This window comes from Micromonospora sp. NPDC005254, from assembly GCF_042872525.1.
Taxonomy (GTDB): Bacteria; Actinomycetota; Actinomycetes; order Mycobacteriales; family Micromonosporaceae; genus Micromonospora.
Genome location: NZ_JBIAKM010000004.1, coordinates 1 through 19,313, shown reverse-complemented (window position 1 = coordinate 19,313; position 19,313 = coordinate 1). Strand labels below are relative to the sequence as shown.

Annotated in this window: 22 protein-coding genes; 10 read left to right on the top strand and 12 right to left on the bottom strand. The window is 70.3% G+C overall.

Annotated elements, in window-relative coordinates; translation table 11 throughout:
• Positions 1 to 18: 18 nt before the first annotated feature.
• The 5 genes from ACFYPR_RS13235 to ACFYPR_RS13215 all read right to left on the bottom strand — a co-directional run bounded on the left by ACFYPR_RS13235 (position 19) and on the right by ACFYPR_RS13215 (position 4,272).
• Positions 19 to 708, bottom strand: a complete 690-nt coding sequence (locus tag ACFYPR_RS13235; protein ID WP_387260612.1) for an HAD family hydrolase — start codon at positions 706 to 708, stop codon at positions 19 to 21.
• Positions 705 to 1,529, bottom strand: coding sequence for a hypothetical protein (locus ACFYPR_RS13230; protein ID WP_387260610.1), 825 nt, complete (start codon positions 1,527 to 1,529; stop codon positions 705 to 707). The genes ACFYPR_RS13235 and ACFYPR_RS13230 overlap by 4 nt, the downstream gene beginning before the upstream one ends.
• A 189-nt stretch (positions 1,530 to 1,718) precedes the next feature.
• Positions 1,719 to 2,435, bottom strand: a complete 717-nt coding sequence (locus ACFYPR_RS13225) for an FKBP-type peptidyl-prolyl cis-trans isomerase (protein WP_354854735.1) — start codon at positions 2,433 to 2,435, stop codon at positions 1,719 to 1,721.
• 100 nt (positions 2,436 to 2,535) lie between these two features.
• Positions 2,536 to 3,174, bottom strand: coding sequence for a DUF4241 domain-containing protein (locus tag ACFYPR_RS13220; RefSeq protein ID WP_387260071.1), 639 nt, complete (start codon positions 3,172 to 3,174; stop codon positions 2,536 to 2,538).
• 75 nt (positions 3,175 to 3,249) lie between these two features.
• On the bottom strand, positions 3,250 to 4,272 hold the full coding sequence (locus ACFYPR_RS13215; RefSeq protein WP_387260068.1) for a Ku protein: 1,023 nt from the start codon (positions 4,270 to 4,272) through the stop codon (positions 3,250 to 3,252).
• 85 nt (positions 4,273 to 4,357) lie between these two features.
• Here ACFYPR_RS13215 and ligD (ACFYPR_RS13210) point away from each other — a divergent pair, with 85 nt between their 5' ends.
• The 3 genes from ligD (ACFYPR_RS13210) (at position 4,358) to ACFYPR_RS13200 (ending at position 7,474) form a co-directional block, all read left to right on the top strand.
• Complete coding sequence (ligD, locus tag ACFYPR_RS13210; protein WP_387260065.1) at positions 4,358 to 5,299, top strand: non-homologous end-joining DNA ligase; 942 nt, start codon at positions 4,358 to 4,360, stop codon at positions 5,297 to 5,299.
• Complete coding sequence (ligD, locus tag ACFYPR_RS13205) at positions 5,289 to 6,206, top strand: non-homologous end-joining DNA ligase (RefSeq protein ID WP_387260063.1); 918 nt, start codon at positions 5,289 to 5,291, stop codon at positions 6,204 to 6,206. Before ligD (ACFYPR_RS13210) ends, ligD (ACFYPR_RS13205) begins: the two co-directional genes overlap by 11 nt.
• Positions 6,207 to 6,406: 200 nt before the next feature.
• On the top strand, positions 6,407 to 7,474 hold the full coding sequence (locus tag ACFYPR_RS13200) for a hypothetical protein (protein WP_387260061.1): 1,068 nt from the start codon (positions 6,407 to 6,409) through the stop codon (positions 7,472 to 7,474).
• Between the two features lie 6 nt (positions 7,475 to 7,480).
• Here the strand turns inward: ACFYPR_RS13200 and ACFYPR_RS13195 are convergent, their stop codons facing one another.
• Positions 7,481 to 8,221, bottom strand: coding sequence for a hypothetical protein (locus ACFYPR_RS13195; RefSeq protein WP_387260058.1), 741 nt, complete (start codon positions 8,219 to 8,221; stop codon positions 7,481 to 7,483).
• 77 nt (positions 8,222 to 8,298) lie between these two features.
• A complete protein-coding gene (locus tag ACFYPR_RS13190; protein WP_387260056.1) occupies positions 8,299 to 9,210 on the bottom strand; it encodes an NAD(P)-dependent oxidoreductase in 912 nt (303 codons plus the stop codon).
• Positions 9,211 to 9,268: 58 nt separating this feature from the next.
• Here ACFYPR_RS13190 and ACFYPR_RS13185 point away from each other — a divergent pair, with 58 nt between their 5' ends.
• Entirely contained in the window at positions 9,269 to 9,637 is a 369-nt protein-coding gene (locus ACFYPR_RS13185) for a MerR family transcriptional regulator (RefSeq protein ID WP_387260053.1), read from the top strand.
• A 110-nt stretch (positions 9,638 to 9,747) separates the two neighbouring features.
• On the opposite strand, the gene ACFYPR_RS13180 is transcribed toward ACFYPR_RS13185, so the two are convergent.
• Entirely contained in the window at positions 9,748 to 10,779 is a 1,032-nt protein-coding gene (locus ACFYPR_RS13180; RefSeq protein ID WP_387260050.1) for a hypothetical protein, read from the bottom strand.
• Between the two features lie 143 nt (positions 10,780 to 10,922).
• Between ACFYPR_RS13180 and ACFYPR_RS13175 the strand changes: the two genes are divergently transcribed.
• Positions 10,923 to 11,675, top strand: coding sequence for a TIGR03089 family protein (locus ACFYPR_RS13175; protein WP_387260048.1), 753 nt, complete (start codon positions 10,923 to 10,925; stop codon positions 11,673 to 11,675).
• 159 nt (positions 11,676 to 11,834) lie between these two features.
• Positions 11,835 to 12,797: a zinc metalloprotease gene (locus tag ACFYPR_RS13170; protein WP_387260045.1), complete on the top strand. Its 963-nt coding sequence runs from the start codon at positions 11,835 to 11,837 to the stop codon at positions 12,795 to 12,797.
• 123 nt (positions 12,798 to 12,920) lie between these two features.
• On the opposite strand, the gene ACFYPR_RS13165 is transcribed toward ACFYPR_RS13170, so the two are convergent.
• Entirely contained in the window at positions 12,921 to 13,406 is a 486-nt protein-coding gene (locus ACFYPR_RS13165) for a carboxymuconolactone decarboxylase family protein (RefSeq protein WP_387260042.1), read from the bottom strand.
• 169 nt (positions 13,407 to 13,575) lie between these two features.
• On the opposite strand from ACFYPR_RS13165, the gene ACFYPR_RS13160 reads away from it, so the two are divergent.
• A complete protein-coding gene (locus ACFYPR_RS13160; RefSeq protein WP_387260039.1) occupies positions 13,576 to 14,490 on the top strand; it encodes an RNA polymerase sigma-70 factor in 915 nt (304 codons plus the stop codon).
• A gap of 65 nt (positions 14,491 to 14,555) precedes the next feature.
• Here the strand turns inward: ACFYPR_RS13160 and ACFYPR_RS13155 are convergent, their stop codons facing one another.
• Positions 14,556 to 14,825 carry a hypothetical protein gene (locus ACFYPR_RS13155; RefSeq protein WP_387260036.1) on the bottom strand — a complete coding sequence of 90 codons (270 nt, stop codon included), beginning with the start codon at positions 14,823 to 14,825 and terminating at the stop codon, positions 14,556 to 14,558.
• 367 nt (positions 14,826 to 15,192) lie between these two features.
• On the opposite strand from ACFYPR_RS13155, the gene ACFYPR_RS13150 reads away from it, so the two are divergent.
• Entirely contained in the window at positions 15,193 to 15,420 is a 228-nt protein-coding gene (locus ACFYPR_RS13150) for a winged helix-turn-helix domain-containing protein (RefSeq protein WP_387260033.1), read from the top strand.
• A gap of 593 nt (positions 15,421 to 16,013) precedes the next feature.
• On the opposite strand, the gene ACFYPR_RS13145 is transcribed toward ACFYPR_RS13150, so the two are convergent.
• Positions 16,014 to 17,426: a toll/interleukin-1 receptor domain-containing protein gene (locus ACFYPR_RS13145; protein ID WP_387260031.1), complete on the bottom strand. Its 1,413-nt coding sequence runs from the start codon at positions 17,424 to 17,426 to the stop codon at positions 16,014 to 16,016.
• Positions 17,427 to 17,575: 149 nt separating this feature from the next.
• Here ACFYPR_RS13145 and ACFYPR_RS13140 point away from each other — a divergent pair, with 149 nt between their 5' ends.
• Together ACFYPR_RS13140 and ACFYPR_RS13135 are read left to right on the top strand one after the other, a co-directional pair.
• Positions 17,576 to 17,725, top strand: coding sequence for a hypothetical protein (locus ACFYPR_RS13140; RefSeq protein ID WP_387260029.1), 150 nt, complete (start codon positions 17,576 to 17,578; stop codon positions 17,723 to 17,725).
• A 335-nt stretch (positions 17,726 to 18,060) separates the two neighbouring features.
• Positions 18,061 to 18,705, top strand: a complete 645-nt coding sequence (locus ACFYPR_RS13135) for a hypothetical protein (RefSeq protein ID WP_387260027.1) — start codon at positions 18,061 to 18,063, stop codon at positions 18,703 to 18,705.
• A gap of 240 nt (positions 18,706 to 18,945) precedes the next feature.
• Here the strand turns inward: ACFYPR_RS13135 and ACFYPR_RS13130 are convergent.
• A partial coding sequence (locus tag ACFYPR_RS13130; protein WP_387260025.1) for a tetratricopeptide repeat protein occupies positions 18,946 to 19,313 on the bottom strand: 368 nt, incomplete at its 5' end.

The following is a 19,313-nucleotide window of genomic DNA, read 5'->3' as shown; positions in this document are numbered from 1 at the left end:
TACCCCGCTCGGCCCGCGTCAACCCAGCCCCTCCACCAGCTCCGGCGTCAACTCACCGATCGACCCCAGCGTCACGACCGCGAGCCCGGCGGCGTCCGGGTCGAGGGGGTACGACCCGTGGGGCACCGCCACCACCTTCATCCCCGCCGCCGCGGCCGACCGCACGCCGTTGGACGAGTCCTCCACGGCCGCGCAACGGGTCGGGTCGACGCCGAGGCGCCGCGCGACGGTCAGGTACACGTCCGGCGCCGGCTTGCCCCGCTCGGTCTCCTCGGTGGAGAGGGTCGCGCCGAACGCGCCGGTCAGGCCGGTGGCGTCCAGCGCCGCCGCGATCAGCCGGGTCGGCGACGAGCTGGCCAACCCCAGCGGCCACCGCGCGGCCAGCCGGCGTACGACCTCGTCGGCACTGTCGATCAGCGGTACGTGCTCGGTGTAGCGCCGGGCCATCTCCCGCACCACCTCGTCGGCGACCTGGTCGGCGCTGCGGCGCACGCCCAGCTCACCGCTGAGGTAGCGGGCCCACTCCCCGGTGCTCATGCCCATCAGTCGGCGCTGGGTGTCCGGCTGCCAGGACCCACCGTGTGCCGCCACGTACGCCCGCCGGACCTCCTCCCAGACCGGTTCGGAATCCACGATCACGCCGTCCAGGTCGAAAACCACCGCATCCACCACGGGCCCATCCTGCCCGAGAGGCGGACCGCCGGTCAGCCGGGCAGCGCGGGTAGGCCGATCGGGCTGTTCGGCGGGATCACCGTGTGACACGACCGGGCCATCGGCTCCAGCAGCTCACGCAGCCGGTCGGTGTCGTCCGGGCCGAGAGCCTCCCACGGATGTGCGGCGGCGCGGTCGGTGGCGTCCTCGATCGCCTGGAACCCGGCGTGACCGACGTCGGTGGCCGTGCCGTCCCCGGTCAGCCAGCCGCGCTGGGCCAGCCGCTCGCGGGCGGCCCGCCACTGCTCCTCGGACCAGCCCCGGCCGAGCAGGTTCTCCGCTGACATGTCCACAGCGACCCGCGAGGCCAGCGTCTCCACCGGGTCCAGGCCGGCGGCCACCAGGGCGGCGTTGTGCCCGTCGCCCCGCAGCTCCCGCAGCGTGGTGGCGGCCTGCCAGAGGCGGGCGAGGGGATATTCCCCGATCGGCAGCGCCGCGTTGGCCGCGCCGAGCACCCGACCGGCGGTCTGCGCCGCCGAGGCGGCCCGCTCCAGCAGGTCGGCGGCCTCGGCCAGGTGCGCCTCGGGCAGCTCGTAGGTCAGCTCCGCGAGGGCCTGCACGGCGCCGGTCAGCCGGGCGCGCAGGGCCTCCTGCGGGGTGGCCAGCCGCCAGACCGCCGGCAGGGCCCGGCTCACCATGGGTGGTGCGAAGTTGAAGAACGCGGCGATGACCGGGGCGGCCTCGGCGGCGCCCAGCGGCGCGGTCCGGCAGGCGAAGTAACCCCGCCAGTAGCCGCGCAGCCCGACCGCCTCGTGCGCGGCCCGGGCCCGAGGGTGGAAGTAGGTGACCGCGTGCACCGGCTCGAAGTGCGTCCACATCAGCCGGGCGGTCCGCCCGGGCTCGTCCAGCGCCGTCACGTGCACCTCCGCGTCCCGGGTCCGCATGGTCACCCCGGACGGCGGGCCGCCCGGGGTGACGCCGAACCTACTGCCGGAGGGTGACGGGCAGGAAGCCCCATGTGAACAAGTCCATCGCGCCGCGGCGACAACCGGGGCGATCCGGACGGGTCACTGGGCGGCGAGCACGTCCACCACGAAGCGCAGCGGACCGGTCGGACGCCCGTTGGCGTTGGCCTCGTCGTTGCCGTACGCCAGCTCGCCCGGGATGTCGAGCTGCACCCGGCTGCCCACGGTCACACCCACCAGACCCTGGTCCCAGCCGGGGATGACCTGGCCCACGCCGATGGGGAAGCTGGCCGGCTGGCCGGCGTTCCAGGACGAGTCGAACTCCTTGCCGTCCTTGAAGAAGACGCCCACGTAGTTGGTGGTGATGGTCTGGCCCTTCTTCACCGCCGGGCCGGTCCCCTTGATCACCGGGGTGACGGTGAGCTTCTTCAGCTCACCCTTGCCGGCCGCCACTGTCGGCTTGGTGCCCAGCGCCGGGTCGGCGCCCGCGGGCAGCTGCGGAGCCGGGGGCGCGGTGGGGGCGTCCGCGGCCGGGGCGGAGGCGGACGGGGTCGCGCCTGCCTGGTTGGCGGGCTTGTCGTCGCTCCGGTTCCGGTCGATCCACACGAAACCGCCGATCAGCAGCGCCATCACGGCGACGCCGGCGAGGCCACCCGCCCACGCCTGGCGGCGGCGCTTCGCCTCGGCGGCCTTCTGCGCCGCCAGCTGGGCGGCCAGCCGCCGACCCGCCTTCGTCGCCGGGCTCTGGCCCTCCGACCGGTTCTCCTGCGTGCGCTCGCTCACGTCGTCGACTCCCTGCTGCGAAGGTGTGGCCGGCACGCGGTGCCGGGGGGAAAGCCGACGCACACGGTACCCGCCCGGCGGCCTGCCGTGCCCGCCCCGGATGCCTCGGATCGCCCAGCGACGCCCTCGCGGGACGTTATTTCGGGATCACCATGAAGTCGGTCACGAACGACGTCACGGCCCCGTCGGCCGCGCGCCCGATCCAGGTGCCGTAGCAGCCGTCCCCCCAACCCGTGGCCACGGTGACGACATTGGCGCCGGTGGCCTCGTCGAGGACTGCGGTGATCAGACCCCGGACCGGCGAGACGGGCAGCTCCTCGGGGATGAACACCTCCTCCACCTGGTCGTGGTCCCAGCCGTCGAGGACGGCGAGCGCCGTCGGGTCGGCGAGCGTGCCGGCGCCGGCGTCCACCCCGTACCCGAAGTAGTCGTCCGGGCCGAGCGCGGCGACGTCCTGGTCGCCCGCGACGGCCGGCTCCCAGCGAATCGCCGGCTCGTCGGAGACCACCAGTTGCAGCGCGGCCACCCGCCGGTCCACCTCGGCGCCCTCCCGGAGCACCACGGCCACCCAGGCGCGGGCGGGGTACCGCCCCGGCGCGACAGTCACCGTGTACGGCTCGGCCTCCGGGCAGACCAGCGGGTCGCACCCGACCACCCGGCCGGTGGGCAGCACGACGTCATCCACGGGATGAGCCTCGATCAGGTACGCGCCGTACTCGTCGGTGAAGCGGGCACCCGGCGTCAACAACCGGTCCAGGTCAGGGGTGTACGGCATGGGGGGCTCCTCCGGTGGCCAACGGCCGGCGGAGCGTACCCGGTCCGGCGGACACCCTTCGTCGCCGCCGTACGGTCAGGCGCTCTTGCGGGGTGCGGTCTTGCGCGCGGCCGTCTTCTTTGCCGGCTCGGCCTTCTTCGCGGCCGTCTTCTTTGCCGGCTCGGCCTTCTTCGCGGCGGTCTTCTTCTCCGCCGTCTTCTTCGCCGTGGTCTTCTTCGCGGGCGCCTTGGCGGCCTTCTTCTCGGCCGCCTTCTGGGCCGAGCGGGCCGACGAGATGGGCGTCGGCTCGCCGCCGCCCCCACCGCGCGCGGGCTGTTCGCCGCGTGCCGCCCGGGCCCGGTCCACCGATGCCTTCAGCGCGGCCATCAGGTCCACGGCCGCGGCCGGGGCCTCCTCTACCTCCTCCGGCTGGACGACCTCCCGACCCTCCACCTTGGCGTCGATGACCTCCTGCAACGCGGCCCGGTAGTCGTCGGTGAAGACGTCCGGCTCGAACTCGCCGGTCATCGAGTCGATCAGCGAGCTGGCCATGGCCAGCTCCGGTGGGCGCACCTTCAGGTCCTCGTCGAGGAAACCGAAGTCCGGCGTACGGATCTCGTCCGGCCAGAGCATCGTGTTGAGCAGCAGCACGCCCTCGCGGACCCGCAGCGTGGCGAGCTGTTCACGTTGGCGCAGCGCCACCTTGACGATGGCCACCCGCTCCGAGTCGATCAGGGCGTCGCGCAGCAGCACGTACGGCTTGGTCGCCGTGCCCTCCGGCTCCAGGAAGTACGCCTTGTTGTAGAGGATCGGGTCGACCTGCTCGGCGGGCACGAACTCCAGCACGTCGATCGCCCGCGAGCTGGTCAGCGGCAGGTCGGCGAAGTCCTCGTCGGTGAGGATCACCATCTCGCCGCCGCCGATGTCGTAGCCCTTGGCGATGTCGTCGTAGGTGACCTCCTCGCCGCAGACCGAGCAGGTGCGCTTGTAGCGGATCCGGCCGCCGTCCTCGCGGTGCACCTGGTGGAACCGGATGTCCTTCTCCTCGGTCGCCGAGTAGAGCTTCACCCCGATCGAGACGAGCCCGAACGACACGGCTCCCTTCCAGATGGCACGCATCCTGCGCTCCCTTCCCCGGTATCGACCATGCTCGCATCCGTTGGAACTCCACGCGAGGTGTTCGGCCTGCTACTACAGTCGGGTCGTGCCCGGCGCGCCGCTCAAGCCGATGCTCGCGATGACCGGGCCGCTCCCGGCGGGTGACGGCTGGGCGTACGAGTTCAAGTGGGACGGGGTCCGCGCGCTCGCGGACATCTCCGGCGGCGTCCAGCACCTGTACGCCCGCTCCGGCGTGGAGATCACCGCCGCGTACCCCGAGCTGGCCACCCTCCCCGAGCAGGTCGACGACGTGCTGCTCGACGGCGAGGTGGTGCTGCTCGGCCAGGGCGGGCAGCCGTCGTTCACGGCGCTGGCCGAGCGGATGCACGTCCGGGATCGCAACAAGGCGGCCCGGCTGGCGGCGGTCATGCCGGTCACGTACATGATCTTCGACCTGTTGCGCCGCAACGGCGACGACCTGACCGGCTGGCCGTACGAGCGCCGGCGGGAGGCCCTGGACGCGCTCGCGCTCGGCGGCGCCCGGTGGGCGGTGCCGCCGGTGTTCGCCGACGGCCCGGCGACCTACGAGGCGGCCGGGGAGCACGGCCTGGAGGGCGTGATGGCCAAACGGGTCGGCGCCGTCTACCGACCCGGGGTGCGCTCCCCGGACTGGGTGAAGGTCAAGCTGGAGGTGACCGGGGACTTCGTCGTGGGCGGCTGGCGGCCGGGTGCGCGCCGCATCGGCGGGCTGCTGGTCGGGGTGCCCGGCCCGGACGGCCGGTTGACCTACCGAGGTCGGGTCGGTGGCGGGATCGGGGCGGCCATCGAACGGCAGCTCCTCGCCGAGCTGGAGCCGCTGCGCTCCGACGTGTCACCGTTCGCGCCGGGAGTGCCGCGCGAGGATGCCCGGGGCGCCATCTGGGTAGAACCCCGGGTGGTGGTGGAGGTGAAGTACGGCCAACGCACCCCGGACGGCCGGCTGCGCTTCCCCCGGGTGCTGCGGTTGCGCCCGGACAAGCCGCCGGAGGAGGTCGACGATGCCGGCTGAGAAGGTGCGGGTGGACGTCGAGGGTCGCCCGCTGGAGCTGTCCAACCTGGACAAGGTCCTCTATCCGGCGGTCGGCTTCACCAAGGGCGAGGTGATCGACTACTACACCCGGATCTCCCCGGTGCTGCTGCCGCACCTGTGTGACCGGCCGGTGACCCGGATCCGCTTTCCCAACGGGGTGGACGACAAGTCCTTCTTCGAGAAGAACAAGCCGGCCGCGACCCCGGACTGGGTACGGGTGGAGACGCTGCCCGCGCCCGGGTCGACGAAGGGTCGGGAGACCATCGACTACGTGGTCGCCGACGACCTGCCCACCCTGGTCTGGCTGGCCAACCTCGCCGCGTTGGAGCTGCACACACCGCAGTGGAAGGTGGGCCAGGACCCGGACATGATGGTCGTCGACCTGGACCCGGGGCCGCCGGCCGGGCTCGCCGAGTGCTGCCCGGTGGCGGTGCTGATGCGCGACCGGCTCGCCGACGACGGCATCGACTCGTACCCGAAGACGTCCGGCAAGAAGGGCATGCAGCTCTGCTGCCCGATCGCCGGCACCCAGTCCGCCGACGACGTCTCCGCCTACGCGCGCCGGATCGCGCAGGAGCTGGAGAAGGCGCACCCGAAGCTGATCGTGTCGAAGATGGCGAAGAACCTGCGCCCCGGCAAGGTCTTCATCGACTGGAGTCAGAACAACGCGGCGAAGACCACAGTGGCGCCGTACTCGCTGCGCGCCCAGCGGACCCCCTCGGCCTCGACGCCGTTGACCTGGGACGAGGTCGAGGCCGGCGCGCGCGGCCGGACACCCGCCGTCCGCCAGTTCACCGCCGCCGAGGTCCTGGAGCGGGTCGAGGAGTACGGCGACCTGCTGGCCGCACTGCTCGACGGCGGCCCGGAACTGCCGGTCAAGGGCTGACCCTGGCTGGTGCTGTGGGCGCAGTCGGGGGTCGACGGTGACGGTCGGTCACCTTCGTCGGGGCGGATGCGCCAGTGAGCGGTATACCCCAGAGTCATATTCATACCTCTGAGGTATGCCGCTCAACAGCGCATCGACACGGCGGGCCCGCCGAGCCGCCACCGGACGCCGCGACGGCGTTTCGTCGCTAGAGTTCGCCGATGCAGATGAGTGAACTCGTCGGCGCGCTGAGTGAGCTCCGCGCGCTGCGGGTTGAGCACGACGGCTCCGCCCTGCTCGTCACCGTGCCGGCGATCGACGTGAGCCTGCGGCTCTACCCCGAGGCGGTGGTGTGGCTCAACCACCGGACGCTGCCGGATGGTGAGCCGATCCTCCAGGTGGTGGTCCGCCAGCACGGCCGGGATCTGCGGACGATCCTGCTGAACGACGACGTCGCCTGGGAGCCGGCCGACCTCGACTCCCTGCTCGACTCCCCGATCCCGGTGCGTCTGACGGACCTGCCGGAACTGGTGGCGTACACCGAACTGGACCGGAACTCCGTCGGCGCCCTGCGGGCCTGCGACGAGCCGGGGGCGAACCTGGCGGCGCTCGCCGCAACGCTGCACCTGCACCGGTGCGTCCTCGTCGCAGCCATGCGGCTCGGCCTTCGACCGCTTGGCGCGGTACGGCTGTGGCACGAACTGTGGTGCCGCGTCGGCGAGTTCGCGCCGGCCCCGTACTGGCCCGACCCGGACTTCGACCGGATCCTGGTCGAGGCGGGAGTGCCGTTGACGCCTTATGAGGAGGTCCGAGCCGGGGAGCGACCGGTCGAGATCGAGGCGTTGACCGTGGCCGACCTGCGGGCGGCGGAACCGGCGCTGACGGTCGGCCGGGCGGACGAGGCCGCGCTCGCCGCCTGGCGACAGTGGATGAAGCTGACGCCGCGGCAGTTCTACGAGGTGCTGACGGCGGAGCTGCCCGACGCGCGGGTCGAGATCTCGCTCTACGCCGACGGCGGTGCCGCGGTCTCGCTGCGCATCGCGCCGTCCGACGTTCTGCGGGTCCTGCTCGAACTGCGGCTCTCCTTCCCCCGGCGGTTGGCGATGTTGGACGAGATCCGCATCACCGAGGAGGCCACCGGCACCGGGCTCTTCCAGCGCATCATGTCCAACCTGGAAACGCTCACCCGCTCGCTGGGCCTGAAAGCGATCAAGGTGTACGCCACCGGGGACGGCAGCGTCGCGTTCGCCCGCGCGGGCTTCGACTGGGACCGGGATCCGGGCGACTGATTGCGCTCAGCGATGCTGCTGTCGGGGCGTCAGCGTCCGTCGTATCTGGGCGGTGGCCGCTGGACCGATGGCCTCCTGGGTCGCCGCGAGCAGCCGCGCGCACAGCGCCCGGGCGGCGGCCAGGTCGGCACGGGCCCGGCCCACGTCCCGCAGCAGGGTGGCGCGCTCGTCGTCCGCGACGGCTCGGATGTCCGCCACCTCCCGCCGGCGAGCGCTGCGTACCTCGTCCGCCATCACCAGCACGAAGTCCGTCCGGTTCCGGTCGATTTCGGTGGTGGTCGAGGCGGCCGGACTGGCGGCCACCACCCGGGTGACCGCCTCGGCGGGCAGGAAGAACAGCGTCGTGGTGGAGTACCGGCTCAGGGCTGCCTGCTGTTGCCAGCGGGTCAGCAGCCCCGACTTGCCATCGAGGAAGGGCGCCATCGCGAACGCGAAGTCCACGTCGACGGTGGCGAGCAGCGCGCGGGAGTCGTCCATGCTGCGCCGGAGCTGATTGATCAGCACGGACTGCCGGTGCAGCAGCGCGGCGAACTCGGCCTGGTCGTCCGCCCGCGGCTCCGCACCGGAGACCATGGTGTCGGCCAGGGTCAGGAGGCGGTCGCCGTTGAGGCACAACTCCTGCAACGTGAGGACCACGTCCAGCAGGTGGGCGCCGACCTTCGCATCCTGGGAAACCGCCCGCCGGTCCAGCAGTCTGCTGACGTACGAGTTGACGATCTGGACCACCGCCGACAGCAGTTCGCCCACTGCGCCGCCCCCTCCAAAGTGGTGTGGGGGCGAGTGTAATCGCCAGGTCGCGGCACCCGGCCCGTCGTCGATCGTGATCAGCGTGCCGCCTGCGCCGGACCAGCTGGTACGAGCGACTGGGCCAGTCTGGCGTAGCTGTCGCCTCCGTGGCCCGCCGCAATGGCCCGGTCGATGATCGATTGCACGGCCTGTAGCGGCGCGGGGTCGACACCGCGCGCGGCCGCGGCGTCGCGGACGTGGGCGACCGCCGAACCCGCCGACGCGATGGTGGATATCTCGGCGGCGAAGGTTCCGGACGTGAGGTGATCGGCGAACCGGTCGGCCATGTCGGGCAACAGGCCACCGATTCCTCTGGCGAAGCGGGCGAACGCGGTCGGGGGGATGCCCTCGGTGGTGGCCAGGGCGAAGGCGTGCGCGAGCCCGCCGACGGACATGGTGAACAGGTCGAGCAACGCCATCTCGTACGCTGCTGCGGTGCCGGCGTCCGGGCCGAGGTAGGCGCTGGCGCCACCGAAGCTCTCCAGCCGGGGGAGGCTGTCGTCGAAGAGGGCCCGCGGACCGCTGTAGAGGATCGTCGCGGCCGGTGTCCCGATGGTCGGCGCGGGCGTCAGGATGGCACCGTCGAGGTAGTTGACGCCCCGCTGCGCTGCCCAGCCCGCCATGTCCCGTGCCTCGCCGGCGTGCCCGCTGCTGAGGTTGACGAATGTTCCTCTCGGCGGGCGTTCGAGCCCCGACATGACGGCGCGGACGGCCCGGTAGTTGATGACGCAGGCGATGACGACCGATGCCCGGCGTGCCGCATCGGCCACCGTCGGCGCGAGCACCGCCCCTTGGGCCACCAGCGACGTCGCCTTGCCGGGTGAGCGGTTCCAGACCACTGTGGGGTGACCGGCGGCGAGCGACGCGGCGGCCAGCGCCCGGCCCATCGGGCCGAGCCCCAGGACGGCGACGGCGGCGGATTGACTGTCCTCATGATTGCGGTGAGTCACAGCGACGACGCTAAACCTTCACGTTGACGTGAAGGTCAAGCCCTGATCTGCTCGTGGTGTGCGGATCAGTGAATTGGCGCGGCAGGCCGGCACCACCCCACGAGCCCTGCGCTACTACGAGGAGCAGGGTCTGTTGCGACCGGCCCGTCTCGCGAGCGGCTACCGCCACTACGAGCCGCAGGCGGTGGGCACGGTCCGGCACATCCAACTGTTGCTGTCCGCCGGCTTGAACACCGCGGCGATCGCCGAGATCCTTCCCTGCATCCCCGACGACGTCACCGTGCTGGCCCCCACCTGCCCCGAACTCCTCGACGCTCTCGCGGTGGAGCGCGCCCGCATCACGACATCCATCGATCGGCTCGCAGCCGCTCGTGATGTCCTGGATCGGCTCATCCAGGCCGGCCCTGCTGCCGGCGACCGGTCCTGAGCATCGTCCGCTGCTGACAGCCGCGTGGCGGCGCTTCTGCCGCCGTACTGGTGTATCGCGTGCCCCGCACCGCTACCTCGTCGACGCCGGGCCGGCACCGCCGGGGAGCATCAGCTTGCGGCGACGTGAACAGCGGGCGAAGCGCCGCGCAGACGCCACCAGGCGCCAACGACCAGGGCCACGGTGATGACGGTGACCGCCACGTCGCCGGCCAGGGCCGCCGCCGGGCTCGCCGGGGAGTACGGCGGCACCAGGTACGCGAACGCGGCGGCGCTGACCACGCTCGCCGAGCCCGCGGCGAGCACGTGCCGCTGCCCCCAGCGTGGGCCCGCCGACCAGTACGCGACCAGTGCGCCGACCGCCGCCGCGAGCGCCAGCGCGACGAGCACCCCCGCCCAACCGGGCGTCGGATCGGTGAAGAGGTGGGCGAGGACGACCAGCAGGCCGACCCAGAGCGGGTGCGGCACCCGGCGGACGCGGCGCGGGTGGGTGCGACGCCAGTGGGGCAGCAGGGCCGTCGCGGCCAGGGTGAGTACCACCGTGGTGGCGAAGGCCAGTTGCAGCGGGCTGGCCAGGAAGTTCTTCCGGCCCTCCGCAGAGGCGAAGATCAGCAGGCTGCCGAGCAGGTAGAGCACGGCGACCACAGCCAACCCCTGTCGTCCGAGCCACGGCCGAAGCCGCCGTTTCGCACCGAGGAACGACTCGACGAACACGATCGGCGCGCAGATGGTCAGCAGGATGTGGTTGCCCACGTAGTCGAACGCCTGCCGGAGGCTGAAGCCGAGCCCCGGCACCAGCGACGCCTCGGCGGCGGCGCGCGTGTCGGCGTACTGCGTGTCGTCGAGGTAGCCCGGGTTGAACAGGGACTGGTCCACCAGGCCGGCCTGGAGCACACCGAAAGCGGCGGCGAGCAGCACGATCGTCGGCCATCCCGCGCCGAGGTGCCGGGCGGTCTCCCGGATCAGGATCGCCGCCCCGCCGTACATCGGGGCCAGAAAGATCAGCACCGGGAGGAAGCCGTCGAGGGCGAAGCCACCCCACGAGCACTCGGCCGCCCAGGGCGCGAGCAGCAGCAACGCGACCACCGGCACGAGCCGGCGGCGCAACGGGGGACGGTCGGCGAGGTCGGGCTCGGTCGACATGGGCACTCCTCGGTGGCGCTGCGGGGGTCGTCCGTAGCGTCCGTGGGCCACCCGGCCAGCCGCTACGGCCATCGGCCGACGAGGGGTACGACCAAAGTCGTTGCGTAGGGTGGTGGCGACGTCGTCACCCGGGGAGCGCGCAGATGCAGCCACACGCCACGGCCGACCTGTCGGACCCGTCCACCGCCACCGAGATTCCGCTGCTCAGCTACCGCGACGAGGCGACCGGCGAGCGCGTCGACCTGACCGCGCAGCAGGTCGGCGTCTGGGCCGCGCGCAGCGCCAGCCTGCTGCGGGACGGCTGCCGACTCGGCACCGGCAGCCGCGTAGCGGTGCTGCTGCCGCCGCACTGGCGTACCGCCGCGGTGTTGTTGGGCGCCTGGGCCTGCGGCCTGGCGGTGTCGTTCCGGCCGCGCGCCACGGCGGGCCTGCCGGTGCTGGAGCCCGGCGGTGACCGGCCGTTCGACGCGGTCTTCGTGACCCCTGAACGCCAGGACGACTGGTTGGAGGACGTGCCGGACGCCCCGCACCGCTACCTCGTCGGCACTGGGCCGGGTCGGTTGGCCGACGTGCCGCTGGGCTGGTTGGACTGGTCCGCAGAGGTGCTTCGCCACTCGGACGTCACGCCCGACCACACCGCCATCCACCCGTCGGATCCGGCCAGCGCGGACGGCACGACCTACGGTCAGTGGGGAGCGCTCGCCCGGGAGGTCGCCGGGATGCTGGACCTGCGCGCCGGTGACCGGCTGCTCGTCGACGCCGCCGAGCACGAGCAGCCGCTGAAGTGGTTGCTCGCGCCGCTGTCGGCGGGCGCGTCCGTGGTCATCAGCGCCAACCTCGACCCGGCGCGACGGGATGCGATCGTCGCCGCCGAGCGGGTGACCCGGGTCCTGTAGACCGCTGCCGAGCCGGCCTAACAGCGCCGGCCGATCCTGTTCCGTTACATCGGCATCTGCCCTGCTCAGAGGGTCTTTTGTCGATGCCGTTGGCATGTTCTCATACCCGAACAACGACGTCATCGACAGCGCACCGCTCCCTCACTGAAAGGTGCACCGATGCACAGGAGATCGACCTTCCGACTGGCGGTACTCACCGCCACCGCCGCCACGTTCCTGGCGTCCGGCGGGGCCTCCGGGGCGCTGGCCACGGCCGCCCCCGCGACCGCCTCCCCGGGTGTCGCGGCGTGCGACCCGGGCACCGACGCGCACGGCGCCGCTCGGCTCGCCCAAGGGGCCACGGCGAAGGAACCGGAGCTGTACTCGAAGAACGAGGCCAACGCCTACGGCGTGATCAAGGACGCGCCGCGCCTGCCCAACGGCAGCGTCACCATCCCGACGGTCTTCCACATGGTCTCCGACCACCCGCTCACCGCCGCCGAGACGACCAGGTGGAAGTCCCTGATCGCGGCACAGATGACGGTGCTCAACGACTCGTACGCGGGCCGCACGGCGGCGAACGCCTCCGACACGCCGTTCCGGTTCTCGCTCGTCGACATCACGTGGACGGTGAGCAGCGCCTGGTACACGGTCGAGCCGGGCAAGAACGAGCGGGACATGAAGAAGGCGCTCTACACCGGCGACTCGGAGACCCTCAACGTGTACGCGGCCAACATCGGCGGCGGCCTGCTCGGCTGGGCGTACTTCCCGAAGGGCTACAACAACGGCCGCGACTACATCGACGGCGTCGTGATGCTCGACGAGTCGATGCCGGGCGGCACGGCCGGCAAGTACGCCCTCGGTGACACGCTGACGCACGAGGTCGGGCACTGGCTGATGCTGGAGCACACCTTCGCGCACGGCTGCTCCGCATCCGGCGACTTCGTCGCGGACACCCCCCGCGAGGCGGCGCCGCAGTTCAACTGCCCGGTGGGGGCGGACACCTGCACCGCGCCGGGGCTGGACCCGATCCACAACTTCATGGACTACACGCAGGACTCCTGCATGGACATGTTCACCGCGGGCCAGGCGGACCGGATGAGCGACGCCTGGGTGGCGTTCCGGGCCGGCGGGGCCGGCTGACGTAGGCATTGTCGGGGGCTGGCGGGCCGCGTCCAGCGCTGCGTCGGCCCCCACATCGTCTCCGCTGATGGTCGGCGTGCCCGGTCCAGGGTCGGGTGATCCCAGACCGGGCACGCCTGCCGTTCAGTCGAACGCGGCAGCGAACATGCCCGGCTCGTACGAACCGCCCCGCTGGTGCACGATCACCGCGAGCCGGTTGGCCGCGTTGATCAGGGCGACCAGGGCGACCAGCGCGGCGATCTGGTCGTCGTCGTAGTGCTTGCGCACCTGAGCCCAGGTCTCGTCGGACACGCCCTGGTGGGCGTCGGCGAGCCGGGTGCCCTCCTCGGCGAGCGCCAGCGCGGCCTGCTCGGCCTCGGTGAAGACGGTGGCCTCACGCCAGGCGGCGACCAGGTTCAGCCGGACCGCGCTCTCACCGGCCGCCACGGCCTCCTTGGTGTGCATGTCGATGCACCAGCCGCAGCCGTTGATCTGGCTGGCCCGCAGCGACACCAGCTCCTGCGTGGACTGCGGCAGCGACGACCGCTGGATCACCTGGCCGGCGTTCGCGAACCGCTTGAAGAACTTCATCGCGGTCTCGTTGTCGAACATGTTGAATCGGGCGTCCATGGTTCCGTCCTTCACTCGCATCGTTCGATCGGACGACCATGAGATGCCGGCCATCCCCGATCTGTGACGGCGCGGCCGGGGTGACGACCACCACAGGCCGCAGGTGTCACAGAACGGCCGGGTCCGGCATCTGATGGGCGACGCAGTCGAGAGCGAACAGGAGTCACCCATGGTGGGCACGCCGCAGACCGCCGCCGACGACCGCCCGGACCGGGCCACCGAGGCGTTCCTCGCCCACCGCAACCTGCTCTTCACCGTCGCGTACGAAATGCTCGGCTCGGCCGCCGACGCGGAGGACGTACTCCAGGAAACCTGGCTGCGATGGGCGGGCGTCGACCTGGGCACGGTCCACGACCAGCGCGCCTACCTGGTCCGCATCACCACCCGGCAGTCACTCATCCGGCTGCGGACGCTCGGCCGCCGCAAGGAGTCCTACGTCGGTTCCTGGCTGCCCGAGCCGCTGCTCACCGCCCCCGACGTGGCTGAGGACATTGCGCTGGCCGACAGCGTCTCGATGGCCATGCTGCTGGTGCTGGAAACCCTGGCGCCGACCGAACGCGCCGTGTTCGTGCTGCGCGAGGTGTTCGACCTGGGGTACGACGAGATCGCCGAAGCCGTCGACAAGAGCCCGGCTGCCGTCCGCCAGATCACCCACCGCGCCCGCGCGCACGTCGCCGCGCGCCGACCCCGCCAGGTCGTGTCCGCGGCCGAGACCCGGAGCGCGCTCGACGCGTTCCAGCGGGCCGCCGAAACCGGCGACCTCCAGAGCCTGCTCGACATCCTCGCGCCGGACGTCGTCCTCCTCGGCGACGGCGGCGGCGTCAAACAGGCCGTCCCGAGGCCCGTCCTCGGCGCCGACAAGGTGGCCCGCCTGCTGGCCGGCGGGTGGAGCAAGGTCCCGGGCGTCACCTCACTGCGGCCGGCGCAGGTCAACGGCCACCCGGCGCTGATCGTCCACCTCGACGGCGAGCTGGACACAGTCGTGGCCCTGCGCATCGACGACGGCCTCGTCACCGGGATCTACGCCGTGCGCAATCCCGCGAAGCTGTCACACATGGAGCGGGAGACGGTCCTGAGCCGCTGACCCTGGTCACCCGGCGGCGTGGGCTGTCTCCACCTGCGTGACTGGGAGTTGATGACGTAGACGATTCAGCGCCGTCGGCGCCACGGCGGGCGTGGCGCGCACGTCGAGGCGTGGTCCACCGCCAGCGCACACCGGCCGTGTCCGTGCGGCAGCGGCCGGTCGCAGAAGACCCAATGTCGTACGCCCTGTTGGTCCTCGGCCGAGACGGTGACCCCGCCGGGCTCGACGCGGGCGCTGAGCCGGGCCAGCACCCGGGCTGCGGTCCGGGCGAAGATCCGCGCCCGGAGCAGGTCGGGTGCGGTGACCGGCAGATGAATCACCCAACGGTCGCTCATCGGTAGACCGCCCTTCGTCGGGTCGCGTCGAAGTGGAGGGGGCGGCCTCCGCCGGTTGCGGGCGGCGGAGACCGCCCCACCCTGCGACCGCAGCCTCGATCGGCGGTACGGCAGCAGGGCCGCGCCGGGGGAGCGCGGAGGGTGGGGTCTCGGCGGCGATGCGAGACCGGTACGAGAGGCGCCAACCGACCGCAGCAGCACCGCATCACCGAGAGCGACGCGACCGATACCTGTCACCTCTGTCAACGCTCTCTTACCTGTCGAATCTGGCTGTCGCTGCTTGCCTACTTCTCCTGCGTCAGTTATTGCCGCTCTTTCACCTGTTGCTCGATACTGGGAAGGCCAACCGACTGCAAGGGGCCTCCACGTGCCGATTCCGCCGACCATGGACGAGTTGATCAACGATCTGCTGAGGCGGATCGAGGTGGGCGAGTTCCAGCACGGGTCAAAGATTCCGTCTACTCAACAGCTGTCCGACCACTACGACGTGTCGGTTTCGACGATCCACCGGGCGGTGGCGGTCCTGCGGGAGCAGGGCGTGTTGGTGGGCCGCCCAGGTCGGGGCGTCTTCGTTGCTGAGTCCGCTCAGGGCTGACCACAACCCGTCATTTGCCCTAACGGCGAAGCGCCTAGGCGACGTGGTTCAGAATTTCTGTACATGTCTCAAGGCGGCCCGCAACGGGCCTCACACGCCGCCGCCTGGGCGCGTGTCGGTCGCTTAGCTGTCGCACGCGGCCGACACGCCAACGCCCGGCGGCTGGCGCGGAGAGCGGGAAGCCCGGAGGGCCGCCGCAGAACGACAGGGGCATTGACCCGGGGGGTGGGCCGGCAGCCGGCCGGGCCGCGCGGCCACAAGCCCGCGCGGCGCAGGGGAGCGCACGCCGGGCGCGTCGGCGAGCTGGCGGCGGTCGCGGGGTTGCGGCTAGGGCGCCTCCGGCGGGGGCCGCTCCGGCTCCAGGATGGCCGGGGCTCCGCCGGCGCGTCACGGTCCGTGGGTGGTTGCGGTAGGCCATCCCGCCTGCCATCGACCCGGGCAAGCCGAGCAGACCACCGCCCGACCCGCCAGCGTCCGACCGTGCGTCAAGGCCGTCTTGACATGGCGGGCCGGACGGCGGCCCGCTCCCCAGAGGGCGGGTCGACGGCATACGGGATGGCAGCGGGTTGGGCTATTGGCGAGAACCCGAAACCTCACACATCCTTCAATAGCTCGGGGTGCACACTCTCCAATGCCCGGATCTCATCGAGCCAGCCGACGAGCAACCCACGGAGATCAGCCATACGAAGGCAGGCAGCTCGCACCGTCTTCAACGGGATATCGAGGGCCTTAGAAAAGCCCAGCACGGTGGCCACCGATGCGTTTAGGTTATCGACGTGAGCCAGTGATTCTGCCCCAGACTCCGACATCTCCCGTACGGCATTCAGGAATGCGATATTGTCCTCATCCACAATGCCATCCGAATCTACCTTGACTTTTTCGAAGACGTAGTTGACCAAGAACCCCCATTCTCCAAAATTCTCCACGAGGCGGTCCGCTCTGGCCTGCATATCATTCGCGATCGGACTTAACACTTCAGCCAAATGCTTTGATACGGCGAGTTTTTGACCGAAGCTCGTAGCTTTTTGCATGCGCGGAGTCGCCATTTCGGTCTGCGACCCGAGGTCCGCCATGAGCTTAGCAAAGGACTCTAGGTCGACAGTTATCTCCGGAAGCTTATCCTCCAGCCTCGCTAGGCGATCGAAGAGGTGGCCCTCCCCGTCATCAGCTTCGGCCTCGGCCGCAATAGTCGGAGCAGGTTGGCTCGAACCTTCCAACGATGCGACCGCAGTAAGGACTTCGTCGATTTGATCGCTAATCTTCTCTACGGCTTGAATCCATACTGAAGAACCGATGTCCGCTGAGCGCAGCTCGGAGATGTCCACCCGGTTGCGGTCAGACAACCTATTCCACAGGTCATCGTCAGAAAAGGCTCTCTTAATACGGTCTAGCTTGGCAAAGACGAGCGGAATGATTAGGCGAGTGCTTGAATTCGCGTTCAGGAAGCCAATGAACTCGCTCAATTCTTCGCGGCATGCCGCACTGCGCAAGTAAGCTGGCGACACAAAGGCCAGGAACACCGACGAGGATGAAAGGCCGAGGCGAATTCGGTCCTTCCAATCTTCACCAGGCGCGATGGAGTCGACATCTTTGAACACGCCGACGACCTGACCGGTCATACTTCGGTATGTATTCGCGATATCCGTAGTTAGCTGCGAGATGCGACCATGCGTGGCCTCGTCGTCAACCCGCGCATAGGACACGAAGACAGACACCTCAGCCCTCGGCGCGGCCGGCTCGACGTCCAAGCGCTCCTGCGTCTCAACCCAGAGTTGACGGAAGATCTCGACGTCCCCATTGAGGTGTTCGACGATCTTCACCGTGATTGGCCACGACGGAACCTTTGTCCCTTTCACAACGGAGTTAACCGTTGTGTGACTAATGCCACCGATTGCTGTCGCAACGGCCCTGCTGCTCGGCCGCCCGGCTCGGAGGTAGAGGTCGTTTATCGCTGCGAAGAATGCCCGCTCCGCTCCGGGGCGAGAGTCGCCGCCTGCCGTCGTCATGCCACCCCTCCTTGACCGCGCCTCCCCTGCCGCGTACCTTCCTGTAAGTCAATGTAAAGTTGACAGCAAGTTTACGAGGCGATCCAGGCAAAGTGGCCTGGTGCCCCGTGCGGGAGCGGCCGAGCGGCCGCAGGAGGCGGTGTACACAGATGTACATTACCGTAAAGACGACCTGGATCCTGTTCGCCGTCGTCGTCCTCGGACTCGCGTGGTGCGCGTGGAAGTACCCGCGCAGCGTGGTTCCGATCACCATCGCGATCGCCGCCGCCGCCGCGATGGCGACGATCGTGGAGCTCTAGCGGACGGACACCGGCCCAACGGTGCAGTTGCGCGGTCTCCCTGGGCCCTCTGGGCCGCCCCCGGGCCGTCAAGCGTCGACCAAAGATGACTGAGAACGACCGGAAGCAGCCCGAAGAAGCAGCAGGTCAGCCACCACGTGACGGCGACTGACCTGGTGGGCGACGGACGAGTCGACCTGTACGCCGGAATCTGTCATCGGCAGGATCAGTGGCGTCCGTGTGGGCGCCGCTGGTCGGCGGGGCAGCGGTGCTGGCAGTGCCCGTCTACGGTGCACCTCGTGGAAGGTTGGAGTACGGCCGACGTGATTGGGGCAGTGGGTGGCCTCGTTGGTCTGATGGGTGTCACCGTGACGTGGGCGCTAGGGGTCAAGTCCCTACGGGTGAGCCGGGTGTCGGTCCAGGTTTCTGAGCAGGCTAAGGAGGAAGCGCGACGGGCCGCCGACGCAGGTGAGCGCTCCGCTGTGGCAGCAGAGAACGCGAACCAGGCCGGCGAGCGCTCCGCCGATGCCGCGCAGGAGTCCGCTAGGCAGGCCGCCGAGGTTGCTCGGATGGAGCGAGAGCGTGAGCATGATCGGCTGAGCCCTGGTCCTGTGCCGCACATGAAGGTGGAGTTGGAGTCGAACCCGCGAGGCGCAAGCCTTCCCCGAACGCTATTCGGCGTGGTGTCGGTACCACGTGACTATCGAGTGCGGGCAGAGGCAGTCATCGAGGGAGGAGGCCATACCGGCCTGGGCCTGCCGTTGCTCTTCCACGCAGGTCGGAGCTATCGGTTCGCCATCGAGCAGTGGCCGCCCGGCCGTACGACGCCCCAAGTCGAGTTCGTGTTGTTCCGGTTCTGGGTTCCGGTCGAGGAGATAGACAAAGTTGCGGGTTGGGAATGCCCCTGCGACCGGCCGATGATCGATGGAAGCGACCGCGGCCACTGGGAGTGGCGGGCACCCATCCGGTATGAGCCAGAAGCAGCACCTCAGATCTATTGATGTGAGCCCAGGCAGACGGGTCAGTGAGGCAGCCGGGAGGCAGCGAAAGCAGCAGTAACGGCCAGCGGCGGACGACACCGGATGGCAAGACAGCCATGGTTGCACCACACAACGGTGCGCGGCAGCATCCAACGGTGGGCTCCACCCGAGTTCGGGAGGAAGTGGTCAAGCTCCGCCAGCGGAGAGGCCGGCAGCGCCCGACATTCATAGAAGACTTCCGTGCCGCATCGGCTATGGCTCTCAACCGCGCGACTGAGAACGCGGGGTAGAGGATTTGGCAGTTCCTTGCCGCCAGTAGGCGAGGTTGTGGCGGGTGATCCGGGTGTCGGGGTGGTCGGGTCCCAGGACCCGCAGGCGATCGGTGAGGAGCTGTTCGAAGTCGCCGATCGCGCCGTTGGGGTCGCCGGCGTTTGCCCGCCAGTGGGCGAGGTTGTGGCGGGTGGCCAGGGTGTCGGGGTGGTCGGGTCCCAGGACCCGCAGGCGATCGGTGAGGAGCTGTTCGATGTCGCCGATCGCGCCGTTGGGGTCGCCGGCGTTTGCCCGCCAGTGGGCGAGGCTGTGGCGGGTGGCCAGGGTGTCGGGGTGGTCGGGTCCCAGGACCCGCAGGC

Excerpts from the sequence above, each read along its gene's own strand:
- ACFYPR_RS13230 (WP_387260610.1), bottom strand. The coding sequence starts at position 1,529 with ATGTGGACGCACTTCGAGCCGGTGCACGCGGTCACCTACTTCCACCCT.
- ACFYPR_RS13220 (WP_387260071.1), bottom strand. The coding sequence starts at position 3,174 with ATGCCGTACACCCCTGACCTGGACCGGTTGTTGACGCCGGGTGCCCGC.
- ACFYPR_RS13215 (WP_387260068.1), bottom strand. The coding sequence starts at position 4,272 with ATGCGTGCCATCTGGAAGGGAGCCGTGTCGTTCGGGCTCGTCTCGATC.
- ligD (WP_387260063.1), top strand. The coding sequence starts at position 5,289 with ATGCCGGCTGAGAAGGTGCGGGTGGACGTCGAGGGTCGCCCGCTGGAG.
- ACFYPR_RS13200 (WP_387260061.1), top strand. The coding sequence starts at position 6,407 with ATGCAGATGAGTGAACTCGTCGGCGCGCTGAGTGAGCTCCGCGCGCTG.
- ACFYPR_RS13180 (WP_387260050.1), bottom strand. The coding sequence starts at position 10,779 with ATGTCGACCGAGCCCGACCTCGCCGACCGTCCCCCGTTGCGCCGCCGG.
- ACFYPR_RS13175 (WP_387260048.1), top strand. The coding sequence starts at position 10,923 with ATGCAGCCACACGCCACGGCCGACCTGTCGGACCCGTCCACCGCCACC.
- ACFYPR_RS13170 (WP_387260045.1), top strand. The coding sequence starts at position 11,835 with ATGCACAGGAGATCGACCTTCCGACTGGCGGTACTCACCGCCACCGCC.
- ACFYPR_RS13165 (WP_387260042.1), bottom strand. The coding sequence starts at position 13,406 with ATGGACGCCCGATTCAACATGTTCGACAACGAGACCGCGATGAAGTTC.
- ACFYPR_RS13160 (WP_387260039.1), top strand. The coding sequence starts at position 13,576 with ATGGTGGGCACGCCGCAGACCGCCGCCGACGACCGCCCGGACCGGGCC.
- ACFYPR_RS13155 (WP_387260036.1), bottom strand. The coding sequence starts at position 14,825 with ATGAGCGACCGTTGGGTGATTCATCTGCCGGTCACCGCACCCGACCTG.
- ACFYPR_RS13145 (WP_387260031.1), bottom strand. The coding sequence starts at position 17,426 with ATGACGACGGCAGGCGGCGACTCTCGCCCCGGAGCGGAGCGGGCATTC.
- ACFYPR_RS13140 (WP_387260029.1), top strand. The coding sequence starts at position 17,576 with ATGTACATTACCGTAAAGACGACCTGGATCCTGTTCGCCGTCGTCGTC.
- ACFYPR_RS13135 (WP_387260027.1), top strand. The coding sequence starts at position 18,061 with ATGGGTGTCACCGTGACGTGGGCGCTAGGGGTCAAGTCCCTACGGGTG.